Raw genomic sequence first — 17,966 nt, forward strand, 5'->3', positions numbered from 1 at the left:
AACACCGTGTATTAAAAATTGCTATATTTAGCTTAACTAAAAGTTGTTGCTTTTTTGCAAACTCCTGAATTTCCGTTGGAAATTCCTCGTTCACAAAACCGCAACATTCAATACACAACAACGTTGGGTTTAATACAAAACGAAAATTTAGAATAATAATGAAGTTTTGGAAAATACTTATTTTAAATTTATTTATTTCCGTGACTTACGGACAAAATAGCCAACCGAAAAAGTTTGTTTTTAAAAAATCAATAGTTTCTTCCGAAAATGGAATATCTAATTTGAAATCAAAAACGGACTCTTTAATTAATACTAATTATAAACCAAATGGAAATGATTCTTTGATAAATATAAAACTTAAAGAAATACAAATGAATGAATTTCTAACTCAAACACCGGAAACACAAATTTATATTGAAATTCAGAATAATTACATTTGGCGTCATACTGAACAAAAAAATAAAATGATTGGAGATTATTTAATGATAGAAAAAAATAGTGGAATTTTAAACTTTTACAACAAATCCAAATCAGTTAATTATAAAAAATATGACCTTTTTGCTGAAAATTATGAATATAAAATAATTAAAAACCGAAAAGACAGAAAAAAGATAAAGGGTTTTGACTGTTACAAATTGACTTTAATAAAGAAGGACAAAGAAAGCGATTTAGAAAATACAATTTATGAAATGTATGTAACTGAACAAATTGAATTACCAATTCATTCAGTAATAAACTTGTCTAAATATTTCCCTAACAACTTTCCAATGGAAATTAAAATTTGGGAAGAAAAACTTTCTGGAATAATTGAATTCTATGAATTAATAGAAATTGAATAAAGCACTAAACCCAACACCTTGTATAAAAAATTGCTATATTTGGTTTAAACTAAAACTTGTTGCTTTTTTGCAAACTTCTGAATTTCCGTTGGAAATTCCTCGTTCACAAAACCGCAACTTTCCATACAAAACAACGTTGTGCTTAATATATCTCCAAAGCATATTCTTATTTACAATTATATGATTTGCCTGTAATAATTTCTAATTTACGCCACTAACTAATAAAAACAATACTATTGAGTAGCGATTTTTATAAAACATCCATTTTACCGTTTGCAGGAATAATCATCAAATTATGTCGAGCTTATACTAACTCGCAAGAAGATTTTGAAGATTATTATCAAGAAGTGTGCTTACAAATTTGGAGGAGTAAAGACAACTTTCGTGAAGAATCTCAATGGAGCACTTGGGTGTATCGGATTTCATTAAACGTTTGTTTAACCTTACTTAAGAAAAAGAAAAATAATGTTCAACATTTTGTATCTGATTCTATAACTGATGAAGAAACCGAAGACAACTTCTCGTTTTCAGACGAATCTCTAAATTTATTATACGATGCTATTAGAAAACTGTCAGAAATAGATAGAGCAGTTATTATGCTTTATTTAGAAGAAAAATCGCAAAAGGAAATTGCTGAAATTATTGGAACTAACCCCAATAATATTGGTGTACGCGTTAAAAGAATTAAAATTAGATTAAAAAAAATATTAGATGGAAAAATCAATTGAAAATATATGGAAAGAAGGTTTTCTTGAAAGCGACGCATTAGTGGCTCCAAAAGTAAACAACCTTTACAACCAAAAATCAATTCATATTATTGATAAATTTAAAAGAATGTTTAAAATAAATTTGATTGCAATTGTTGCATTCTCATTTGTTTTCTTAGTGGTCTCATTTTTTGTCGGAATACCAATAACTGGTGTCATATTTTTTGTCACACTTTCTGTGCTTGTTATTATTAATAAGAGGTTATTAATCGATTTGGATAAAATAGATATGGGTGTAAGTAGTTATCAATACTTAAAGGCATTTAATCAATGGATAATAAAACAAGTCGATATCAATAAGAAAATTTCAAGATTTTTGTATCCTATTATATTTATTTCAATGCTTTTGGGCTTTTGGTTTAAAGATGCAGAAGGTGTTCCTTTAGGTGAAAGGCTTGTAAGTGAAATTCTTTTTGGTTTTCCAGACACGTATCTCATATTCGGAGTTCCAGTAATAGGAATCGTTATAGCATTAGTAATAATTGGTTTACTAGCCCTTTTTGGAGCTCGAATTTATAAATGGGATTTAAATATTGTTTATGGAAGAGTATTCAAAAAACTAAAAGAATTAATGACAGATATAGAAAGTCTAAGGAGTTAAGCACCTCTTAAAACACCTAATTATAGCGCTTTAAAAAAAAAACGGGTTTTGCATGTAATAATTTTTGATATGGACCACTAACCAAGAAAACAATAAAAAATTATGACACTAAAAAACGCACTTAACTTTTTTGAAGGTTTAAAAACTGAAACAACTAAAAAATCTGAACTTAAGATTTACGAGAAATTTATTTATACACTAGCAGAATTAGAAAATAGAGAATTTTTAAAAGGTGAAATTCAATCTATAGAAACAGAATTGGATAGTTTACAATTAGAATCAAATCCTGAAAACAGAAAAAATTCTTCAAAAAAACACTTAATAAATTTGAGAACTATTTAAAGGAGACTTTCTATCTAACTAACAAAGGCTATTACACTCAATTGTATGGTGGTTTAGGATTATCATTCGGTTTAATGTGTGGTGTTGCTATTTTATCTAATCTTGGTTCTTTAGGTATTTCACTGGGTTTAATAGGAGGAATGGTAGTAGGTGCAATTATTGGACGTAACAAAGATGCTGAAGTTAAAGCAGCTGGAAACATGCTATAATTAGCATCTAAACAAAATATTTCCTTACAGAGATTAGTAACGCTATTTTTTTTAAACATTGATAATTAAAATTTGAAAAGGAAGGATAGTTACTAGCAAACTTCAACACTCAAGGAAACACTAATAATAACATTAATTTTCAAAAAATTTAAATGCCGAATAATTTTCGGTAAGATAAAAACTGACTAAAATGAAAACAATAATAGTATTTGCAATTGTAGTTACAATGTCAATAGTAAGCGCATTCTCTCAAGATATATCAGGAGATTGGAATGGAGAAGCCAAAAGAGGAGAGAAATTAATCACCTTCGTTTTTAAAATAGAAAAGGAGAATTCTAAATATTCAAGTACAATGAGTGTACCTACTTTTAGAGTTTCTGGTATAAAACCTTCAACAACAACTTTTATAGACGGGAAGTTAATAATTGATGGTTCTAATGTTGGAATGAACTATAAGGGCATTTTTAATAAGGAATCGCAACAATTTGAAGGCACTTATAAAGAAGGTGGACTAGAAATGACCTTAAATTTAAAAAAAGGAGCTATAAAAATAGAAGATTTAAGAAGACCTCAAGAACCTGTAAAGCCTTATCCATATTATGAAGAAGACGTAGTTTTTAAAAATATAGAAGCAAAGGTATCGTTGGCAGGTACTTTAACATTACCAAATAAAAACGAAAAATTTCCAGTGGTAATTTTAATTAGCGGAAGTGGTCCACAAGATAGAGATGAAAGTTTTATGGGACACAAACCTTTTTTAGTGTTGGCAGACCATTTAACAAAACAAGGCATTGGAGTATTGCGTTTTGATGATCGTGGTCATGGAGAATCTACAGGTGATTTTGGAAACGCTACAACAGAAGATTTTTCTAAAGATGTATTGAGCGCAATTACATATTTAAAAACTAGAAACGATGTAGACATAAAAAACATTGGCTTGATTGGTCATAGCGAAGGTGGTATTATAGCTCCATTAGTAGCAAATAACTCAAAAGATGTTGCTTTTATGGTGTTGCTAGCGTCTACAGGAATATCTGGAACTGAATTGTCTGTTATGCAATCTAAAACATTAAGGCAATTTCCTGTTAAAGATGAAATAGCTTATGAAAAAAACACAAGAAAAGCAATTGCAATTGTAACTTCTAATAAGAGTGATTTAGAAATTAAAAATGAATTAACGACGCATTATAATGCTTTTATAAAACCAATTCTAACGTCTTTAAATGTTCCAGAAGAGAAGATCAATTTATTTATAGAAAGTCAGTTAAAAACAAGTTTAAAACCATGGTCACGCTATTTTTTACAATATAATCCAGCAGATGAAATTGAAAAATTGCAAATGCCAGTATTGTCATTAAATGGTTCTAAAGATACTCAAGTAAATGCAAAAATAAATCAAGAAGGCATAAGAAAAGCATTGATAAAAGGCGGTAATAAAGATTATGAAATAATAGAATTAGAAAATTTAAATCACTTTTTTCAAGAGTGTGAGACAGGAAATATGGATGAATATAGAAAAATAGAGCAAACATTTTCTCCAACGGCTTTAAAAGAAATTTCTAATTGGATTTTTAAAAGAATCGATGTGAATTAAAAAACCCTAAAAATTCAATAGAAATAAAATACTAAGCACAATCGAGTAGACGGCTGACTACCAAAAAGTAGCCAGTGCGCCTCTCACACCACCGTACGTACGGGTCTCGTATACGGCGGTTCACCAAATTGAAGTTTGCTTCTTATTTATGTAATCTACCATGGGTTTGTAACCTTTTCTTTTAAGTATAGAAAGGGTAATTGTAGTTTTAAGTATAGGGCTTTGGGCTACTGCCCAGCCTCCCATTCTTGTTCTACTCCAAGCATACGCTTGTCCGTTTTCTATTCCTAATCGAATTAGGCTTTTACGTTTTCTTTCTAGTTTTTTCCAATCATGCCAAATGCAATATCGTAACCTATTTCGCAACCATTCATCCAACTTTTTAAGTTTAGCATAAATGTTTGTTAATCGGTAATTATTCATCCAGCCCCTGCAAACTTGATTTAGTCGCTCGAGTCTTTCTAGTAAAGACATTGGTTTGGTTTTCTTGGTTAAACTTTTAAGATTGCGCTTAAACTTTTCCCAACTTTCCTGTTTTACAACTAGTTGATACTGCCCTTTTATGCCTTTCTTATAGATTGGCACAAAACCGTGTCCTAGCAATTTAAAATTTACAGGTCTGCGTATACCACTTTTAGCACCATTTATAGGGAGCTTTAATTTGTCTCTAAGAAACAAATACATGCTATTTCCTATTCGTTTTGCCTCGCTTTTGCTTTTAGCATACATACTAAAATCGTCTGCATAACGCACATATCGTACCCCTTGTTTTTGCATTTCTTTATCCAGAACGTCTAATATAATATTAGATAGTAATGGACTTATTGGACTGCCTTGTGGAATTCCTTTTCGGCGTTTATAAAGTTTTCCATTTATTGAAATGGGAACTCTAAGCCATTTTCGGATTAAACGCAAGGTGGTTCGGCATTGTACTTTGTTGTAAATAAGTTGCAGTAGGATGCAATGGTCTACTTCATCGAAGAATCCTTTTAAGTCAATATCTACAATATCCTGATAGCCATCATTGATGTATCGCTGGGCTTGTAGTACTGCCTTTTGGATGTTCTTCTGTGGGCGAAATCCGTAACTAAAGGTTTCAAATTCGTATTCGAACTTAGTCATTAATTGTTGGTTTACCCCCTGTTGTAACCATCTGTCTACTACCGTTGGTATTCCTAAAAGTCGGGTTTTACCATTTCCTTTAGGGATCGTTACTCCTAAAATTGCTTGTGGTACATAGCTATTATTACAAATGGATAGCAGTAGTTCTGACCTATTTTCCCTAATGTATTCAGGGAGTTTTTGATGCGACATACTGTCTATTCCGCTTGCTCCTTTATTGCGCATAACTTGACGTGCTGCTTTATAAAGATTCGTAGCTTCTAATACTTGGGCAATCATAGTTTTAAATAATTTGTTTACTCCTGTTGAGCTAAGACTAGGCTAGCAATGCCTCCTAGTCGAATTACAACGTAATTTAATGTTCAGTCCTTCCTTACTTGTGAGACCGTGAGGGTTTTTCCCTCCTCGTTTCCTGTAAGTACTATGACTTCTGCTGACTTCTCTATACAGCCAACTCGTGGCTCTAGAGACCTCCCCAGGTAATGGCATCTTCTTTCACTCAATTCCTGCCGTATCTACATACTTACCCTTTTGTTACTCTTTTGGGCGTTACAATGATGTGCTTGCTTACCCAAGTAAATATGCCTCTGTATACGATTTCTGTTCGTCAGTACCGAGTTTTGTAGTCTCGCTTTCTTCAGATGTAACTTCGCAGTTACCACCCTTGCGACTTACTAATGCTTCAAGACGTTACTCCTGTGCATAAGGGACTTGCACCCTCTAGATGAATAACTTATCTTGCGATAAGTTAAAGATGCCCATACTGGGCACACACACCGTATAAAATTTATTGCTGGCTTTTTGCTCACTTACGAAAGTCCTCGAGGACTTTATTGGTTGCTAATTATTTAGTAACTTTACTACTAAACCAACACAACAAAGCTTATACAAACACGTTAGCACCAATATGAAAGCAACAAACTGAAAACTATGATTTTATCAATTTTACTAAGCATAATACTTATTGGACTTGGAGTGATTCATTTCTATTGGGTTCTCGGAGGGAAATTTGGTATTGAGGCATCGTTGCCGACAAAGGAAAGTGGAGAAAGAGTATTGAATCCGAAAAAAATTGATACCGCAATCGTTGGAATAGGATTAACAGCATTCGGAATTTTTTATGTTCTTAAATCTGAACTTTTTGAATACAATTTACCTGTATGGATTATGAAATACGGAAGCTGGATAATACCAATAATATTTATTTTTCGAGCAATTGGGGAATTTAAATATGTCGGATTTTTCAAAAGTATAAAGAAAACTGATTTCGGGAAATTGGACACAAAATTATTTTCGCCTCTATGTTTGATAATTGGAATATTTGGAATTATAATTCAACTAATGAAATAAAAAACTGGTGCTAACACCGTGTATAATTAATGGCTAGTTCTCGCTTACTTACGAAAGTCCTCGCGGACTTTCTAGTTAGTTTTTATTTGCTAAATTAGGTGCTTAAACACGCAACAAACCATATACAAACCGTTGGCAACAATTAATGCTGAACGTAAATTGAATAGAAATCAAACCGGAGCTATAATTATTATAGAATTTGTGCTTTCTTATCTATTTTTAGATTCCAGTTTTGTAACCATATCTTTTGCATAACTATTTTCTGAATCCAGTGCAAATGCTTTTTTATATGCCTTTAATGCCTTTTTTTTATTACCACTAGAATAATATATCTGACCTAAACTATCCCATATGTTACTATTATTAGGAAATAATTCAATGTTTAATTCAGCGATTATTATGGCTTTATCAAGCTTATTATTTCTCGAAAGTATTCCGCCCAATCTACTCAAATAAAAGGGTTTGTCTATTTTATCACCAAATTTCATTTTGATGCTAGATGCTAGTTCGTTGGGTGCTCCTTTATAGTGATATGCAAAGTCTAAAAGTGTACTTACAAAATTTACTTCAATGTTTTTTGGGGTATATGTTGGATCAAAAAACATTTTATCAACCCACCACCCAATTCTAGACACACTATCTGTTAATGAAGAGGTCGCGTATAAAATCACTATATCTTCCTCAGGAAACCATCTAAAATCGTAAAAGAAAGTTGCATTGCTACCATCATGAGCGACCATATTTGTTCCTCGTGGAGTTTTAAAAATTACCCATCCGTATGCATAATAACTTGTTTCTCCCTCAAATTCGAGAATATAGGGAGTGGTTAACTTCTTTGTGGCAGATTTGGATAGCACTTTATTTGACCTTAAGGCTAGATACCATTTAAACATATCTTCTTGAGTAGAGTTAATTCCTCCATTTCCAAGTAATACCCGAGATACTTTACCATCCTGTTGGTAACGTGATACCATACTTCCTGTATTTATAACTTGATAATTATAGCCTTTAGCTAGAATACAGTTTTCCCATTTTGGCAACAGATACCCTGTATGATACATTTCAGCAGGTAGAAATAAATACTCATTTAAAAATGACTCATAAGATTGCCGAGAAACCAATTCAATAATTCTTGCTAAAATACTATAGCCTGCATTAGAATATTCGTGCTTTTGACCTGGTTGATGTAATAATTTTGTTGCAAACAATTGTTTAAAATAATCATTAACAGAAATATGATCAAAGTCACTATTACCAATACCCTGAGTAATGCCTGCTGAATGAATTAATAATTGATGAATTGTGATATTTTTTTTGTCTTCTGGTAAATTTTTAAAAAACTTACTAATTGGATCTTCCTCTTTTAATTTTCCTTGTTCCTCTAATTTTAAAATTGCCGTTGCAGTAAATTGCTTAGAAACTGAGCCAATGTCAAAAACTGTTTTGGTAGTATTTCTAACATTCTTTTCTTTATCTGCCATTCCAAAAGCTTCATTATAAAGAACCTTATCACCCCTTGCTATTAGAACAGCTCCAGTTAGTCCATTTTTTTCACTTTCCTGTAAATAGGCTGATATTCTATCAATAGCTTGCTTATCCTCATTTTGCTGAGCAGTTACCATAAATGTGCCTGTAGTTAAATAAGCAAGCAGGATGGTTAATTTTGTAATTTTCATTTTACTATATATTTTAAATTATTCATCAAAGAAACAAGCATTTAGTCTTTTAAAATTTATAAAGTTATATACTTCCCAGTATTGGTTACTAAACCCTTAAAAAAAGGGATATCTTGTTTTTATAGACTTTCATAACATATTTTAGCCCTTAGCTACCAAATCTTAAAATGAATTGATTTAAAGATATATCTTAGCCTTATGAATAAAAAATGGGTTGAAATAATTATCAATATTCTGTTCTGGATATTTAGCTCATGGCTAATAGTGTATTCATTTTCCATCACTGGACATCTTGTAGAAGTTCGAGAAGGAGTGATTACTGGGAATATAGAACACAGCTATTCACTAATTAGCTTCTTTATGATTGGTCAGCCTTTTTTCGCCATTTATTTTTATGCCCAAGTCTATTTAATACAAGGATTAAAAAAGAGATCGAATATTCTTCCATTATTCATAAAATCTACCCTGTTTGCATTATTATTTTTAGGGCTTTTTAATGCGATTGTTTTTTTATTTTTCAAAAGCTACATCCATGTTATTTGGTTTCCCTCACTATGGTATGGCATATTTATTTTCTATACAACAATCGCCGTAGGATACGGGTTTGTTAAGGTTTGGTTTACTATAGAACGAGACAAAAGGCAATTGGAATTGGTGAAAAATCAAACCGAGCTAAAGCTTTTAAAATCCCAATTACAGCCTCATTTTTTATTCAATACCATGAATAACTTATTGGCGATGGTCGATCAGAAGAACAATCCAAAGCTTGCAAAGAGCATTGATAAACTATCTGGTTTATTGCGTTATGTAGTTTACGATACTAAAAATGAAAAAGTACCTATCACACAAGAAATTCTCTTCCTTCAAAATTTTGCTGAATTGCATTTATTGCGATTTGAAGAAGATGAAATCGATTATACTTTTACTATTAAAGGAGAATACGACCAACAAGTCATTGAACCTGGAATCTTATTATGTTATATTGAAAACGCCTTTAAACACGGCGTGCAACCCGAAGAAAAATCGTTTATTAGCATACATATAGACATAAGCAATAAGGATAAATTAAACTTTAGTATAAAAAATTCGATCCCCTCCTTTACTCCTAATCATGAAAAAGGTGGCTTTGGAATCGCATCCAATACCAATCGATTAGAATTAGCATATCCCAATAAACATAGCTTAGAAATTAGCAAGACATCTGAATATAAGGTGGAATTAAAAATTGAAACCGATGAAAGTAATCATAGTAGATGATGAGCCAAAAGCGTTAGAATTAATCGCTTCTTATTTAAAACATTTCGCAAGTTTTGACTTGGTAGCAACTTTTAGAAATGGTTTAAAAGCATTGGAGTTTCTTAATACCAATACAGTAGATGTGGTTTTTCTAGATATAAATATGCCACATTTAAGCGGTTTATCTTTGTCCAAAATGATAGCACCAAAAACGGCTATTGTATTTACAACCGCTTATTCTGAACATGCCCTAGAAAGTTATGATGTAAACACCACCGATTATTTATTAAAACCCATTAGTTTGGAGCGTTTTTCAAAAACTATTACCAAGCTAATCGATAAGCAAGAGCAGCAAAATAGTACTATACCAAACAATCTTGAAGCATCCCCTACTCTTTTTGTAAAGAGTGGATTAGAAACACATCAATTGCAAATTGTAGACATTAATCACCTTCAAAAAGACGGAAATTATATGTACTATTTTGTGAACGATAAAAAAATAATGGCTAGACAAAGTATTGGAGAAGCCTTAAATACTTTGCCAGAAAATTTTATCCAAATTCAAAAATCCTATATCGTTAATTTATCTAAAATAGATTCGGTTACCTCTACGCATGTACATATTGGTAACACTCAAATACCTATGGGCACTCAATATAAGCCCATTGTAATAAATAAATTTAAGTAATTATAGCTACCGTATTAATGAATAACTGTTGCCAACACCGTGTATAATTCATTGCTAGTTCTAGCTTACTTACGAAAACCCTCGCGGATTTTCTATTCAGTTTTTATTAACTAAATTAGATGCTTAAACACGCAACAAACCATATACAAACCGTTGGCAAACATTTAGAAAAATTGAAGATTTATGAAAATTATTACTTTAATTATACTTTTAGCTTCTTTAAATGCTTTTTCTCAAGAAATCGGAATTTCAGACTTGGAAAAGTTAAAACAAAACTTGACTTCTGAAATAAATAAGCTAAATGATTCTTTAAAAAAAGTTAACATTCAAATAGCCGTCTTGAAATCTAAAGAAATCAAAAAAATGGTTTCGGATTCATCTTTAGTTTCTACAGCAAGAAAAGGAGCTTATATAAAAAAATCGTCTAACGTAATGGGAAAAATAATCACCAAGTTGACAGAAAAAAAACAAGTGACTTTATTGGATTATTTTGATGGCTATTTTGGTGTTTGCACTGATTCAATTTGTGGATATATGAACGAATTATGGATTGAAAAGAACGAAAAAATATATGAATTTATAAAAGTAAAAAAGCAAGAACAAAAAGAACTTAAAAGATTAGAATACGAAAGTAATCTTAAATTAAAAAAAGCAGAATATGCTAAATTAGAAAAAAATTATATTAAAAAATATGGACAGAAAACTTATAATAAACTAAAAGAAGGACATTACTGGATTGGAATGAATAGAGAAATGGCTACAATCTCATTGGGAAGTCCTAAAGACATCAATAGAACTGTTGGCTCTTGGGGAGTTCACGAACAATGGGTTTATGAAAACAGATATCTATATTTTGAAAACGGAAAATTGACTTCTTACCAAAATTAAAAAACGATTTGCCAACACCGTGTATGGTAAATTGCTGGTAAAAGCCTACTTACGAAAATCCTCGGGGATTTTCTTGGTTTGTGTTTTATTTACTAAATTTAGTGCTTAAACTTGCAACTTTTCCTACACAACAACGTTGCCATTAATACGAAAAAAACTTTGCGGATTGAATAAAATGTAGTAACTTTGTAATTACAAAATAAAGTTATGGAAACAGCAATTATACAAATCGGAAATTCAAAAGGTCTGCGTTTAAGTAAGACTATTTTGGAAAAGTACAATATAAAAGACAAAGTTGAAATGATTTTGGAAAAGGGACAAATTATCCTAAAACCAATTGATAGCCCAAGAAAAAATTGGGAAAAAGCCTTTGAAAAAATGCGTGAGAATAATGACGACAGATTACTTTTCAATGATGTATTCGAGGATGAAAACTTTGAGGAATGGAATTAAAGCAATACTCAATAGTACTTGTAAATCTTGACCCGACAATTGGTAGTGAAATTAAAAAAACTCGTCCTTGCGTGATTATATCGCCAAATGAAATAAATAAGTTTCTGAAGACAATTGTTGTTGCGCCAATGACAACAAATTTGAAAAAGTATCCGACCAGAATCGAAGTCAAGCATAACGACAAAAAAGGAATGATTGCAATCGACCAAATTCGGACAATTGACAAATCGAGAATACTAAAAAAGTTTGACCGACTATCAAAATCTGAAATACAGAAATGCAAAGATATTATACGAGAAACGTTTGTGGATTAAAATCATAAACTGACAATAATAACGCTGAAAGTACTAATGGCAACACCGTATATAATTTATTGCTAGTTCCAGCCTACTTACGAAAACCCTCGCGGATTTTCTATTCAGTTTTTATTAACTAAATTAGGTGCTTAAACACGCAACAAACCATATACAAGCACGTTAGCTTTAATGCTAAAAAATGTATCGTCCTAAAATAGGTTGACTAAAAATTAAACACTTTTAGTACACTATGGAAACACCAACAAATCAGGCCTGTCGAAAAGACAGCTATCAAAAAGTTACTTTCGAGTACAAACTTTTTGTCATTGACCAAATCAATAATGGTCAAATATCCGCTAACTTTGCTTCTAAGAAGTACAATATTTCACGAACAACAATACACTACTGGATGAAAAAATTAAGCAACTATTCCAATCAAAAAACCTTTATTTCAAAAGATGATGAGATTAAAAAACTCAAGGAAAGAATCGAGGATCTAGAAGGAATCAAAGAATTTCAACAAGAATTAATTGTTGAATTTGAGAAAGTTACGGGGGAGGAACTCTCAAAAAAGTACTTGCCCGAGGGATTGGCAAACGAAATTCAAAGAAAGAAGAAAAAGCTTTCAAAATAAAATGGATTTACGAATCGCTCGGGATTACAAAACAAGCCTATTATCAAGGTGTTGAAAGGGAAAAAGTAAAAGAATTGGCAAGAGAAAAAGTGCTGAATTTAGTGCTTGAATACCGAAAAACACTACCCAAAACTGGAACAAGAAAGCTGTACGAATATTTAGAACCAAAACTAATGGAAATCAATATCAAAATGGGGCGAGATGCCATAAACGATTTACTACGCTTAAGAGGAATGCTGATTAAAAAAACCAAGCGTTATTTTATTACAACAGACTCCAAACACTTCTTTTATAAATCGCCTAATTTATTGACTGACTTGAAAATAACTCATAGCGAACAAGTCTTTGTAAGCGATATTACTTACATTAAAACCGATTCGGGTCACGCCTATTTAGCCCTTGTAACCGATGCGTATTCTCGTAAAATTATGGGCTGGAACTTGCAAGACAATATGAAAGTTTCGATGGTAAAAGAAGCATTAAGTATGGCTCATAAAAACTGCATTTTTAATCACAAAAACATCATTCATCATTCCGACAGAGGAATCCAATATTGCTGTCCAGATTACTCACAATATGCACAAAATAAAGGATTTATATTAAGCACAACCCAACAGTATGACCCTTATGAAAACGCAATTGCAGAACGAATAAATGGTATTTTGAAGTACGAATTTGCATTAAAAAACACTATTAAATCTGTAGAAATCGCTCAAAAAATGGTGAAAGAAGCTGTAGCACTTTACAACAACCAAAGAATGCATTGGAGTTTAGATTTAAAAAAACCACAAGAAGTTCATTTACAATACAATCAACATGAAAACAAAAATTATAAACGAGTTAAAGTTACTACTTTAGCGCCGTAGGAATGTTGATAAGTTTTTAAAACCCGAAGGGAAATTTTTAAAAAACTTATCAATGTTCCGGCAATAAAGTATAAATTTGAAAAGCAATTATTAACCTTAAAAAAGGTCAACGTATAATAGGATAAGACAAAAAATACTTCCATTCAATAACTTAACGCAACAAATCTAAATTTATAGATTTGTAAAATGATAGTAAAAAAACACAGACGACTTACCCTTAAAGAAAGAGTCCAAATTCAGACACTTTTAAACGAAAAAAAGACCAAAACATACATTGCTAAAACTCTTGATAGAGCACCTTCTACAATCTCCAGAGAAATCAATAAATGGGTGCTAGATAATAATGATATTTATGATGCTGAACTAGCACATTGGAATGCAAAAGATGAGTACGCTAACAAAAGGAATAGAGATAAAATAAGTACATATTCTCTGTTAAGATTTTTTGTATATAAAGGACTTTTATCCAATTGGACTCCTGAACAAATTTCTGGGAGACTTAAAGAATTGTATCCGAATGATCCTATAATGGCTATTTCTCACGAAGCAATATATAGACACATTTATACAAGACCACAAGCTAGTTTAAATAAAAAACTAATCAAGCTGCTCGTTCGTAAAAAAACAACAAGAAACCACTCTAAAAAAAGACGTGGTGGAGGAAGTAAAATAGTCAATCAAGTCAGTATTGACAATAGACCTGGACATATTGAACTTAGACTTGAAGCTGGACATTGGGAAGGTGATTTAGTCATTGGAAAAGATCATAAAAGTGCTATTGGAACCATTGTTGAACGCAAAATAAGATTTACTATAATAGTAAAATTAAACTCTAAAAAAGCAGATGAAGTGGCTAAAGAATTTTCTAAAAAGTTAAATCAATTAAACAATAATCTTAAAAAATCTATGACTTACGACAATGGAATTGAAATGGCAAGACATGAAAAAATTACTGAAAATACCGGTATGAAAATTTACTTTGCTCATCCATATTCTTCTTGGGAAAGAGGTACTAATGAAAACACAAATGGACTCATAAGAAGGTATCTACCTAAAGGAACAAACTTTAATGAAATTAGCGAAAATCAACTCCAAATTATTCAGGAAAAACTTAATAATAGACCACGAAAAATTATTGGGTATAAAACACCTCTTGAAATGATCAATATTGAACTAAAATTAGTAGCTTAGTAACATCAAAAAGTAATAACGTTTTGTTGCGTTACAACGTTGAATCCAAGATTCTTCAACTGTACTTTGTTCACAAATTACATTGGTAGATAAAAATAGATTGTAGAAAATTTGTACAATCTGAATAGGATTAAGCTTATTAACCTACTGACTTTCATTAAACTACACGATATAATAAATTTATAGCTACTTTTTGAAATAGCTTTCTATTAAAGTGACTAATTCTAATCTATTAACTGGTTTAGCCAAGTAGTTGTTGCAGCCTGCTTCAATTAGTTTTTCTTTGTTAGTAGGTAATGCTATACCTGTCTGTGCAATTATAATAACGTCTTTGTTAAATTCTCGAATTTTTCGGGCTGCTTCATCTCCATTTAAGCCTGGCATCTGAATATCCATCAAGATTAAATCAATATCAGGATTCTTGTAGCAAATATCTATGGCTTCAATACCTGTTTTTGCTCTAAATACTTGTTCTTGGAATTCTTTAACGTTGATTGTTAAAAGCATTGCAGACACTTCATCATCTTCCGCAATTAATATTTTTAAACCAGAGACTTTAGGGTTTTTAATCATTTTCTATAAGTTCTTTTTCCTTAGGGTTCGTCAGGTACGGCAGTGTGAAATAGAATACAGAACCTTTTCCTTCTTCGCTTTCTACCCAAATATTTCCACCAAGAAGCTCTACATAGGCTTTAGAAATAGACAAGCCTAAACCTGCTCCCTGATAAGCCATTTTACTCGCAATATCAGCTTGTATAAAACGGTCAAAGATTGGTAATTGTCTGTCGTTGGGTATCCCTATTCCTGAATCTTTTACGTAAAATAGCAATTCTGAAAGACCACTTACATTCCTTAATGTGTATCCCAATTCTATAGTTCCTTCCTTTGTGAATTTAAGAGCATTTTTAACAAGATTGGTCATAATACCATATATTTTTTCAGGGTCTGATTGAATAATAGCCTCTTTTTCTACCAAGGGTTTTTTTATTAAAAAATGCAATCCTTTTTCTTCAACCTCTGGCTTAAAGAAGGAAAAAACAAAATCCATTTGGTTATTAATATTTGCCTCCTGAATATTCACCTCCATAAGCCCAGATTCAATTTTCGAAACACTCACTATGTCATTCAAAATATTAAGCATTCGTTTACCACTTTTCTCGATAATGTTAATGTACTGCTTTTGCTCTTTCCCGGAAAGATTAGGTGTTTTAAGTAAGTCTGAAAAACCAAGAATGCCATTCATAGGCGTACGAATCTCGTGTGACATGTTAGACAAGAAGGCAGATTTTAAACGGTCACTTTCTTCCGCTTGTTCTTTGGCTATAAGCAACTCTTCTGCATGTTTTCTCTTTTCTTCGAATTGAAAGAGCAGCTCTTTGTTAGCAATAATTAACTTTTTGGTTTTTTCCGAGGTAATATCTCTTGCGGCGGCAAACACGCCTAAAACCTTCCCTTTATCGTCTTTATAAATGGATGCGTTGTATGATACGTCGGTTAATTTTCCGTTTTTATGACAAACCGTAAGTGGATAATCGGCAACAAATCCTTTTTCAAAGACCTGCTTATATGCTTCTCGGGCTTTATCTGGTTCGGTAAAGTAATCCGAAAAATCAGTGCCAATTAATTTATTTCTAGACACTCCAGTTACTTTTGTTGATGCTTGGTTTACATCGGTAATTTTCCCTTCAGGCGAAATAGTAACAAGTGGGTCGAGTGATACCTCTATTAGGCTCCGTGCATATTGAGACGATTGTTTTAATGCGGTAACATCTCTTGCCGCGGCAAACACACCTAAAACATTCCCTTTATCATCTTTATAAATGGATGCGTTGTATGATACGTCGGTTAATTTTCCGTTTTTATGACAAACCGTAAGTGGATAATCGGCAACAAATCCTTTTTCAAAGACCTGCTTATATGCTTCTCGGGCTTTATCTGGTTCGGTAAAGTAATCCGAAAAATCAGTGCCAATTAATTTATTTCTAGACACTCCAGTTACTTTTGTTGATGCTTGGTTTACATCGGTAATTTTCCCTTCAGGCGAAATAGTAACAAGTGGGTCGAGTGATACCTCTATTAGGCTCCGTGCATATTGAGACGATTGTTTTAATGCGGTAACATCTCTTGCCGCGGCAAACACACCTAAAACATTCCCTTTATCATCTTTATAAATGGATGCGTTGTATGATACGTCGGTTAATTTTCCGTTTTTATGACAAACCGTAAGTGGATAATCGGCAACAAATCCTTTTTCAAAGACCTGCTTATATGCTTCTCGGGCTTTATCTGGTTCGGTAAAGTAATCCGAAAAATCAGTGCCAATTAATTTATTTCTAGACACTCCAGTTACTTTTGTTGATGCTTGGTTTACATCGGTAATTTTCCCTTCAGGCGAAATAGTAACAAGTGGGTCGAGTGATACCTCTATTAGGCTCCGTGCATATTGAGACGATTGTTTTAATGCGGTAACATCTCTTGCCGCGGCAAACACACCTAAAACATTCCCTTTATCATCTTTATAAATGGATGCGTTGTATGATACGTCGGTTAATTTTCCGTTTTTATGACAAACCGTAAGTGGATAATCGGCAACAAATCCTTTTTCAAAGACCTGCTTATATGCTTCTCGGGCTTTATCTGGTTCGGTAAAGTAATCCGAAAAATCAGTGCCAATTAATTTATTTCTAGACACTCCAGTTACTTTTGTTGATGCTTGGTTTACATCGGTAATTTTCCCTTCAGGCGAAATAGTAACAAGTGGGTCGAGTGATACCTCTATTAGGCTCCGTGCATATTGAGACGATTGTTTTACAGAATTAATGAATGCTTCAAGTTTTTTATACCTATCATCGCTTGCATCTTTTAAAGCCTTATTCTCTTTCCGTAATTCCTGCAACTCACTTAGAAGTTTTCTTTTAGTTTTTCCACTAATCTCCATAGTATTGTTCGTTAATCATTTAAACTTCTATATATACGCACTAATTGTGCAACTGTTTATGTTTCTCAATTATAGTTTTTTTTTCGAAGATGATAAAGTTAAGAAAAAAACCAAGCTATTAGTTTTAACTATGCAAATAGTTCTCTTTTGATTACTTCACATTTTATCACTTTTTTACAGACTGAAGAATTCAACTTATTATGCAAAAAGTCTTTGCAAAATACCCACTTCTTTTTTCAATTACAAAACTGTATTATACTTATATAGGTTGACCTT

Annotated in this window: 19 protein-coding genes; 15 read left to right on the forward strand and 4 right to left on the reverse strand. The window is 32.0% G+C overall.

All coding sequences use genetic code 11. The features are described from left to right. Positions 1-158 precede the first annotated feature (158 nt). The 6 genes from BST83_RS09245 to BST83_RS09265 all read left to right on the forward strand — a co-directional run bounded on the left by BST83_RS09245 (position 159) and on the right by BST83_RS09265 (position 4,352). Positions 159-839 carry a hypothetical protein gene (locus tag BST83_RS09245; RefSeq protein ID WP_104809538.1) on the forward strand — a complete coding sequence of 227 codons (681 nt, stop codon included), beginning with the start codon at positions 159-161 and terminating at the stop codon, positions 837-839. 236 nt (positions 840-1,075) lie between these two features. After that, positions 1,076-1,567 carry an RNA polymerase sigma factor gene (locus BST83_RS09250; RefSeq protein ID WP_104809539.1) on the forward strand — a complete coding sequence of 164 codons (492 nt, stop codon included), beginning with the start codon at positions 1,076-1,078 and terminating at the stop codon, positions 1,565-1,567. Continuing rightward, positions 1,551-2,207, forward strand: coding sequence for a hypothetical protein (locus BST83_RS09255; RefSeq protein ID WP_104809540.1), 657 nt, complete (start codon positions 1,551-1,553; stop codon positions 2,205-2,207). Before BST83_RS09250 ends, BST83_RS09255 begins: the two co-directional genes overlap by 17 nt. 102 nt (positions 2,208-2,309) lie before the next feature. Then, positions 2,310-2,549 (forward strand): hypothetical protein, encoded by a 240-nt coding sequence (locus tag BST83_RS09260; protein WP_104809541.1) that lies wholly within the window; start codon positions 2,310-2,312, stop codon positions 2,547-2,549. A gap of 74 nt (positions 2,550-2,623) precedes the next feature. After that, on the forward strand, positions 2,624-2,758 hold the full coding sequence (locus BST83_RS21150; RefSeq protein WP_302849450.1) for a hypothetical protein: 135 nt from the start codon (positions 2,624-2,626) through the stop codon (positions 2,756-2,758). A gap of 190 nt (positions 2,759-2,948) precedes the next feature. Continuing rightward, positions 2,949-4,352, forward strand: a complete 1,404-nt coding sequence (locus BST83_RS09265) for an alpha/beta hydrolase family protein (RefSeq protein ID WP_104809542.1) — start codon at positions 2,949-2,951, stop codon at positions 4,350-4,352. Between the two features lie 120 nt (positions 4,353-4,472). Here BST83_RS09265 and ltrA read toward each other — a convergent pair whose 3' ends face one another. Then, positions 4,473-5,753, reverse strand: coding sequence for a group II intron reverse transcriptase/maturase (gene ltrA, locus BST83_RS09270; RefSeq protein WP_104808356.1), 1,281 nt, complete (start codon positions 5,751-5,753; stop codon positions 4,473-4,475). A gap of 651 nt (positions 5,754-6,404) precedes the next feature. On the opposite strand from ltrA, the gene BST83_RS09275 reads away from it, so the two are divergent. Next, on the forward strand, positions 6,405-6,824 hold the full coding sequence (locus tag BST83_RS09275) for a DUF3995 domain-containing protein (protein ID WP_104809543.1): 420 nt from the start codon (positions 6,405-6,407) through the stop codon (positions 6,822-6,824). Positions 6,825-7,033: 209 nt separating this feature from the next. Here BST83_RS09275 and BST83_RS09280 read toward each other — a convergent pair whose 3' ends face one another. Then, on the reverse strand, positions 7,034-8,500 hold the full coding sequence (locus tag BST83_RS09280; protein WP_104809544.1) for a serine hydrolase domain-containing protein: 1,467 nt from the start codon (positions 8,498-8,500) through the stop codon (positions 7,034-7,036). Between the two features lie 198 nt (positions 8,501-8,698). On the opposite strand from BST83_RS09280, the gene BST83_RS09285 reads away from it, so the two are divergent. The 8 genes from BST83_RS09285 to BST83_RS09320 all read left to right on the forward strand — a co-directional run bounded on the left by BST83_RS09285 (position 8,699) and on the right by BST83_RS09320 (position 14,752). Continuing rightward, the gene (locus BST83_RS09285) at positions 8,699-9,757 is read left to right on the forward strand and encodes a sensor histidine kinase (protein WP_104809545.1); all 1,059 of its coding nucleotides are present in this window, start codon (positions 8,699-8,701) and stop codon (positions 9,755-9,757) included. Beyond that, positions 9,735-10,424, forward strand: a complete 690-nt coding sequence (locus BST83_RS09290) for a LytR/AlgR family response regulator transcription factor (RefSeq protein WP_104809546.1) — start codon at positions 9,735-9,737, stop codon at positions 10,422-10,424. The genes BST83_RS09285 and BST83_RS09290 overlap by 23 nt, the downstream gene beginning before the upstream one ends. A gap of 183 nt (positions 10,425-10,607) precedes the next feature. Next, positions 10,608-11,312 carry a hypothetical protein gene (locus BST83_RS09295; protein WP_104809547.1) on the forward strand — a complete coding sequence of 235 codons (705 nt, stop codon included), beginning with the start codon at positions 10,608-10,610 and terminating at the stop codon, positions 11,310-11,312. 207 nt (positions 11,313-11,519) lie between these two features. Continuing rightward, positions 11,520-11,765: an AbrB/MazE/SpoVT family DNA-binding domain-containing protein gene (locus BST83_RS09300; RefSeq protein ID WP_104809548.1), complete on the forward strand. Its 246-nt coding sequence runs from the start codon at positions 11,520-11,522 to the stop codon at positions 11,763-11,765. Beyond that, on the forward strand, positions 11,756-12,079 hold the full coding sequence (locus tag BST83_RS09305) for a type II toxin-antitoxin system PemK/MazF family toxin (protein ID WP_104809549.1): 324 nt from the start codon (positions 11,756-11,758) through the stop codon (positions 12,077-12,079). Before BST83_RS09300 ends, BST83_RS09305 begins: the two co-directional genes overlap by 10 nt. A 232-nt stretch (positions 12,080-12,311) precedes the next feature. Beyond that, positions 12,312-12,695 (forward strand): helix-turn-helix domain-containing protein, encoded by a 384-nt coding sequence (locus BST83_RS09310; RefSeq protein ID WP_104809046.1) that lies wholly within the window; start codon positions 12,312-12,314, stop codon positions 12,693-12,695. Between the two features lie 23 nt (positions 12,696-12,718). Beyond that, on the forward strand, positions 12,719-13,561 hold the full coding sequence (locus BST83_RS09315) for an IS3 family transposase (protein ID WP_240614813.1): 843 nt from the start codon (positions 12,719-12,721) through the stop codon (positions 13,559-13,561). A gap of 186 nt (positions 13,562-13,747) precedes the next feature. Further along, a complete protein-coding gene (locus tag BST83_RS09320; RefSeq protein WP_104809550.1) occupies positions 13,748-14,752 on the forward strand; it encodes an IS30 family transposase in 1,005 nt (334 codons plus the stop codon). 186 nt (positions 14,753-14,938) lie between these two features. Here BST83_RS09320 and BST83_RS09325 read toward each other — a convergent pair whose 3' ends face one another. Together BST83_RS09325 and BST83_RS20135 are read right to left on the reverse strand one after the other, a co-directional pair. Next, positions 14,939-15,325: a response regulator gene (locus BST83_RS09325; RefSeq protein WP_104809551.1), complete on the reverse strand. Its 387-nt coding sequence runs from the start codon at positions 15,323-15,325 to the stop codon at positions 14,939-14,941. Continuing rightward, entirely contained in the window at positions 15,318-17,690 is a 2,373-nt protein-coding gene (locus BST83_RS20135) for a PAS domain-containing protein (protein ID WP_205853570.1), read from the reverse strand. The genes BST83_RS09325 and BST83_RS20135 overlap by 8 nt, the downstream gene beginning before the upstream one ends. Positions 17,691-17,966 lie beyond the last annotated feature (276 nt).

It is taken from the genome of Polaribacter filamentus (genome assembly GCF_002943715.1).
GTDB lineage: Bacteria > Bacteroidota > Bacteroidia > Flavobacteriales > Flavobacteriaceae > Polaribacter > Polaribacter filamentus.

Excerpts from the sequence above, each read along its gene's own strand:
- BST83_RS09285 (WP_104809545.1), top strand. The coding sequence starts at position 8,699 with ATGAATAAAAAATGGGTTGAAATAATTATCAATATTCTGTTCTGGATA.
- BST83_RS21150 (WP_302849450.1), top strand. The coding sequence starts at position 2,624 with ATGTGTGGTGTTGCTATTTTATCTAATCTTGGTTCTTTAGGTATTTCA.
- BST83_RS20135 (WP_205853570.1), bottom strand. The coding sequence starts at position 17,690 with ATGGAGATTAGTGGAAAAACTAAAAGAAAACTTCTAAGTGAGTTGCAG.
- BST83_RS09320 (WP_104809550.1), top strand. The coding sequence starts at position 13,748 with ATGATAGTAAAAAAACACAGACGACTTACCCTTAAAGAAAGAGTCCAA.
- BST83_RS09265 (WP_104809542.1), top strand. The coding sequence starts at position 2,949 with ATGAAAACAATAATAGTATTTGCAATTGTAGTTACAATGTCAATAGTA.
- BST83_RS09310 (WP_104809046.1), top strand. The coding sequence starts at position 12,312 with ATGGAAACACCAACAAATCAGGCCTGTCGAAAAGACAGCTATCAAAAA.
- BST83_RS09245 (WP_104809538.1), top strand. The coding sequence starts at position 159 with ATGAAGTTTTGGAAAATACTTATTTTAAATTTATTTATTTCCGTGACT.
- ltrA (WP_104808356.1), bottom strand. The coding sequence starts at position 5,753 with ATGATTGCCCAAGTATTAGAAGCTACGAATCTTTATAAAGCAGCACGT.
- BST83_RS09305 (WP_104809549.1), top strand. The coding sequence starts at position 11,756 with ATGGAATTAAAGCAATACTCAATAGTACTTGTAAATCTTGACCCGACA.
- BST83_RS09295 (WP_104809547.1), top strand. The coding sequence starts at position 10,608 with ATGAAAATTATTACTTTAATTATACTTTTAGCTTCTTTAAATGCTTTT.
- BST83_RS09255 (WP_104809540.1), top strand. The coding sequence starts at position 1,551 with ATGGAAAAATCAATTGAAAATATATGGAAAGAAGGTTTTCTTGAAAGC.
- BST83_RS09300 (WP_104809548.1), top strand. The coding sequence starts at position 11,520 with ATGGAAACAGCAATTATACAAATCGGAAATTCAAAAGGTCTGCGTTTA.
- BST83_RS09260 (WP_104809541.1), top strand. The coding sequence starts at position 2,310 with ATGACACTAAAAAACGCACTTAACTTTTTTGAAGGTTTAAAAACTGAA.
- BST83_RS09290 (WP_104809546.1), top strand. The coding sequence starts at position 9,735 with ATGAAAGTAATCATAGTAGATGATGAGCCAAAAGCGTTAGAATTAATC.
- BST83_RS09280 (WP_104809544.1), bottom strand. The coding sequence starts at position 8,500 with ATGAAAATTACAAAATTAACCATCCTGCTTGCTTATTTAACTACAGGC.
- BST83_RS09325 (WP_104809551.1), bottom strand. The coding sequence starts at position 15,325 with ATGATTAAAAACCCTAAAGTCTCTGGTTTAAAAATATTAATTGCGGAA.
- BST83_RS09275 (WP_104809543.1), top strand. The coding sequence starts at position 6,405 with ATGATTTTATCAATTTTACTAAGCATAATACTTATTGGACTTGGAGTG.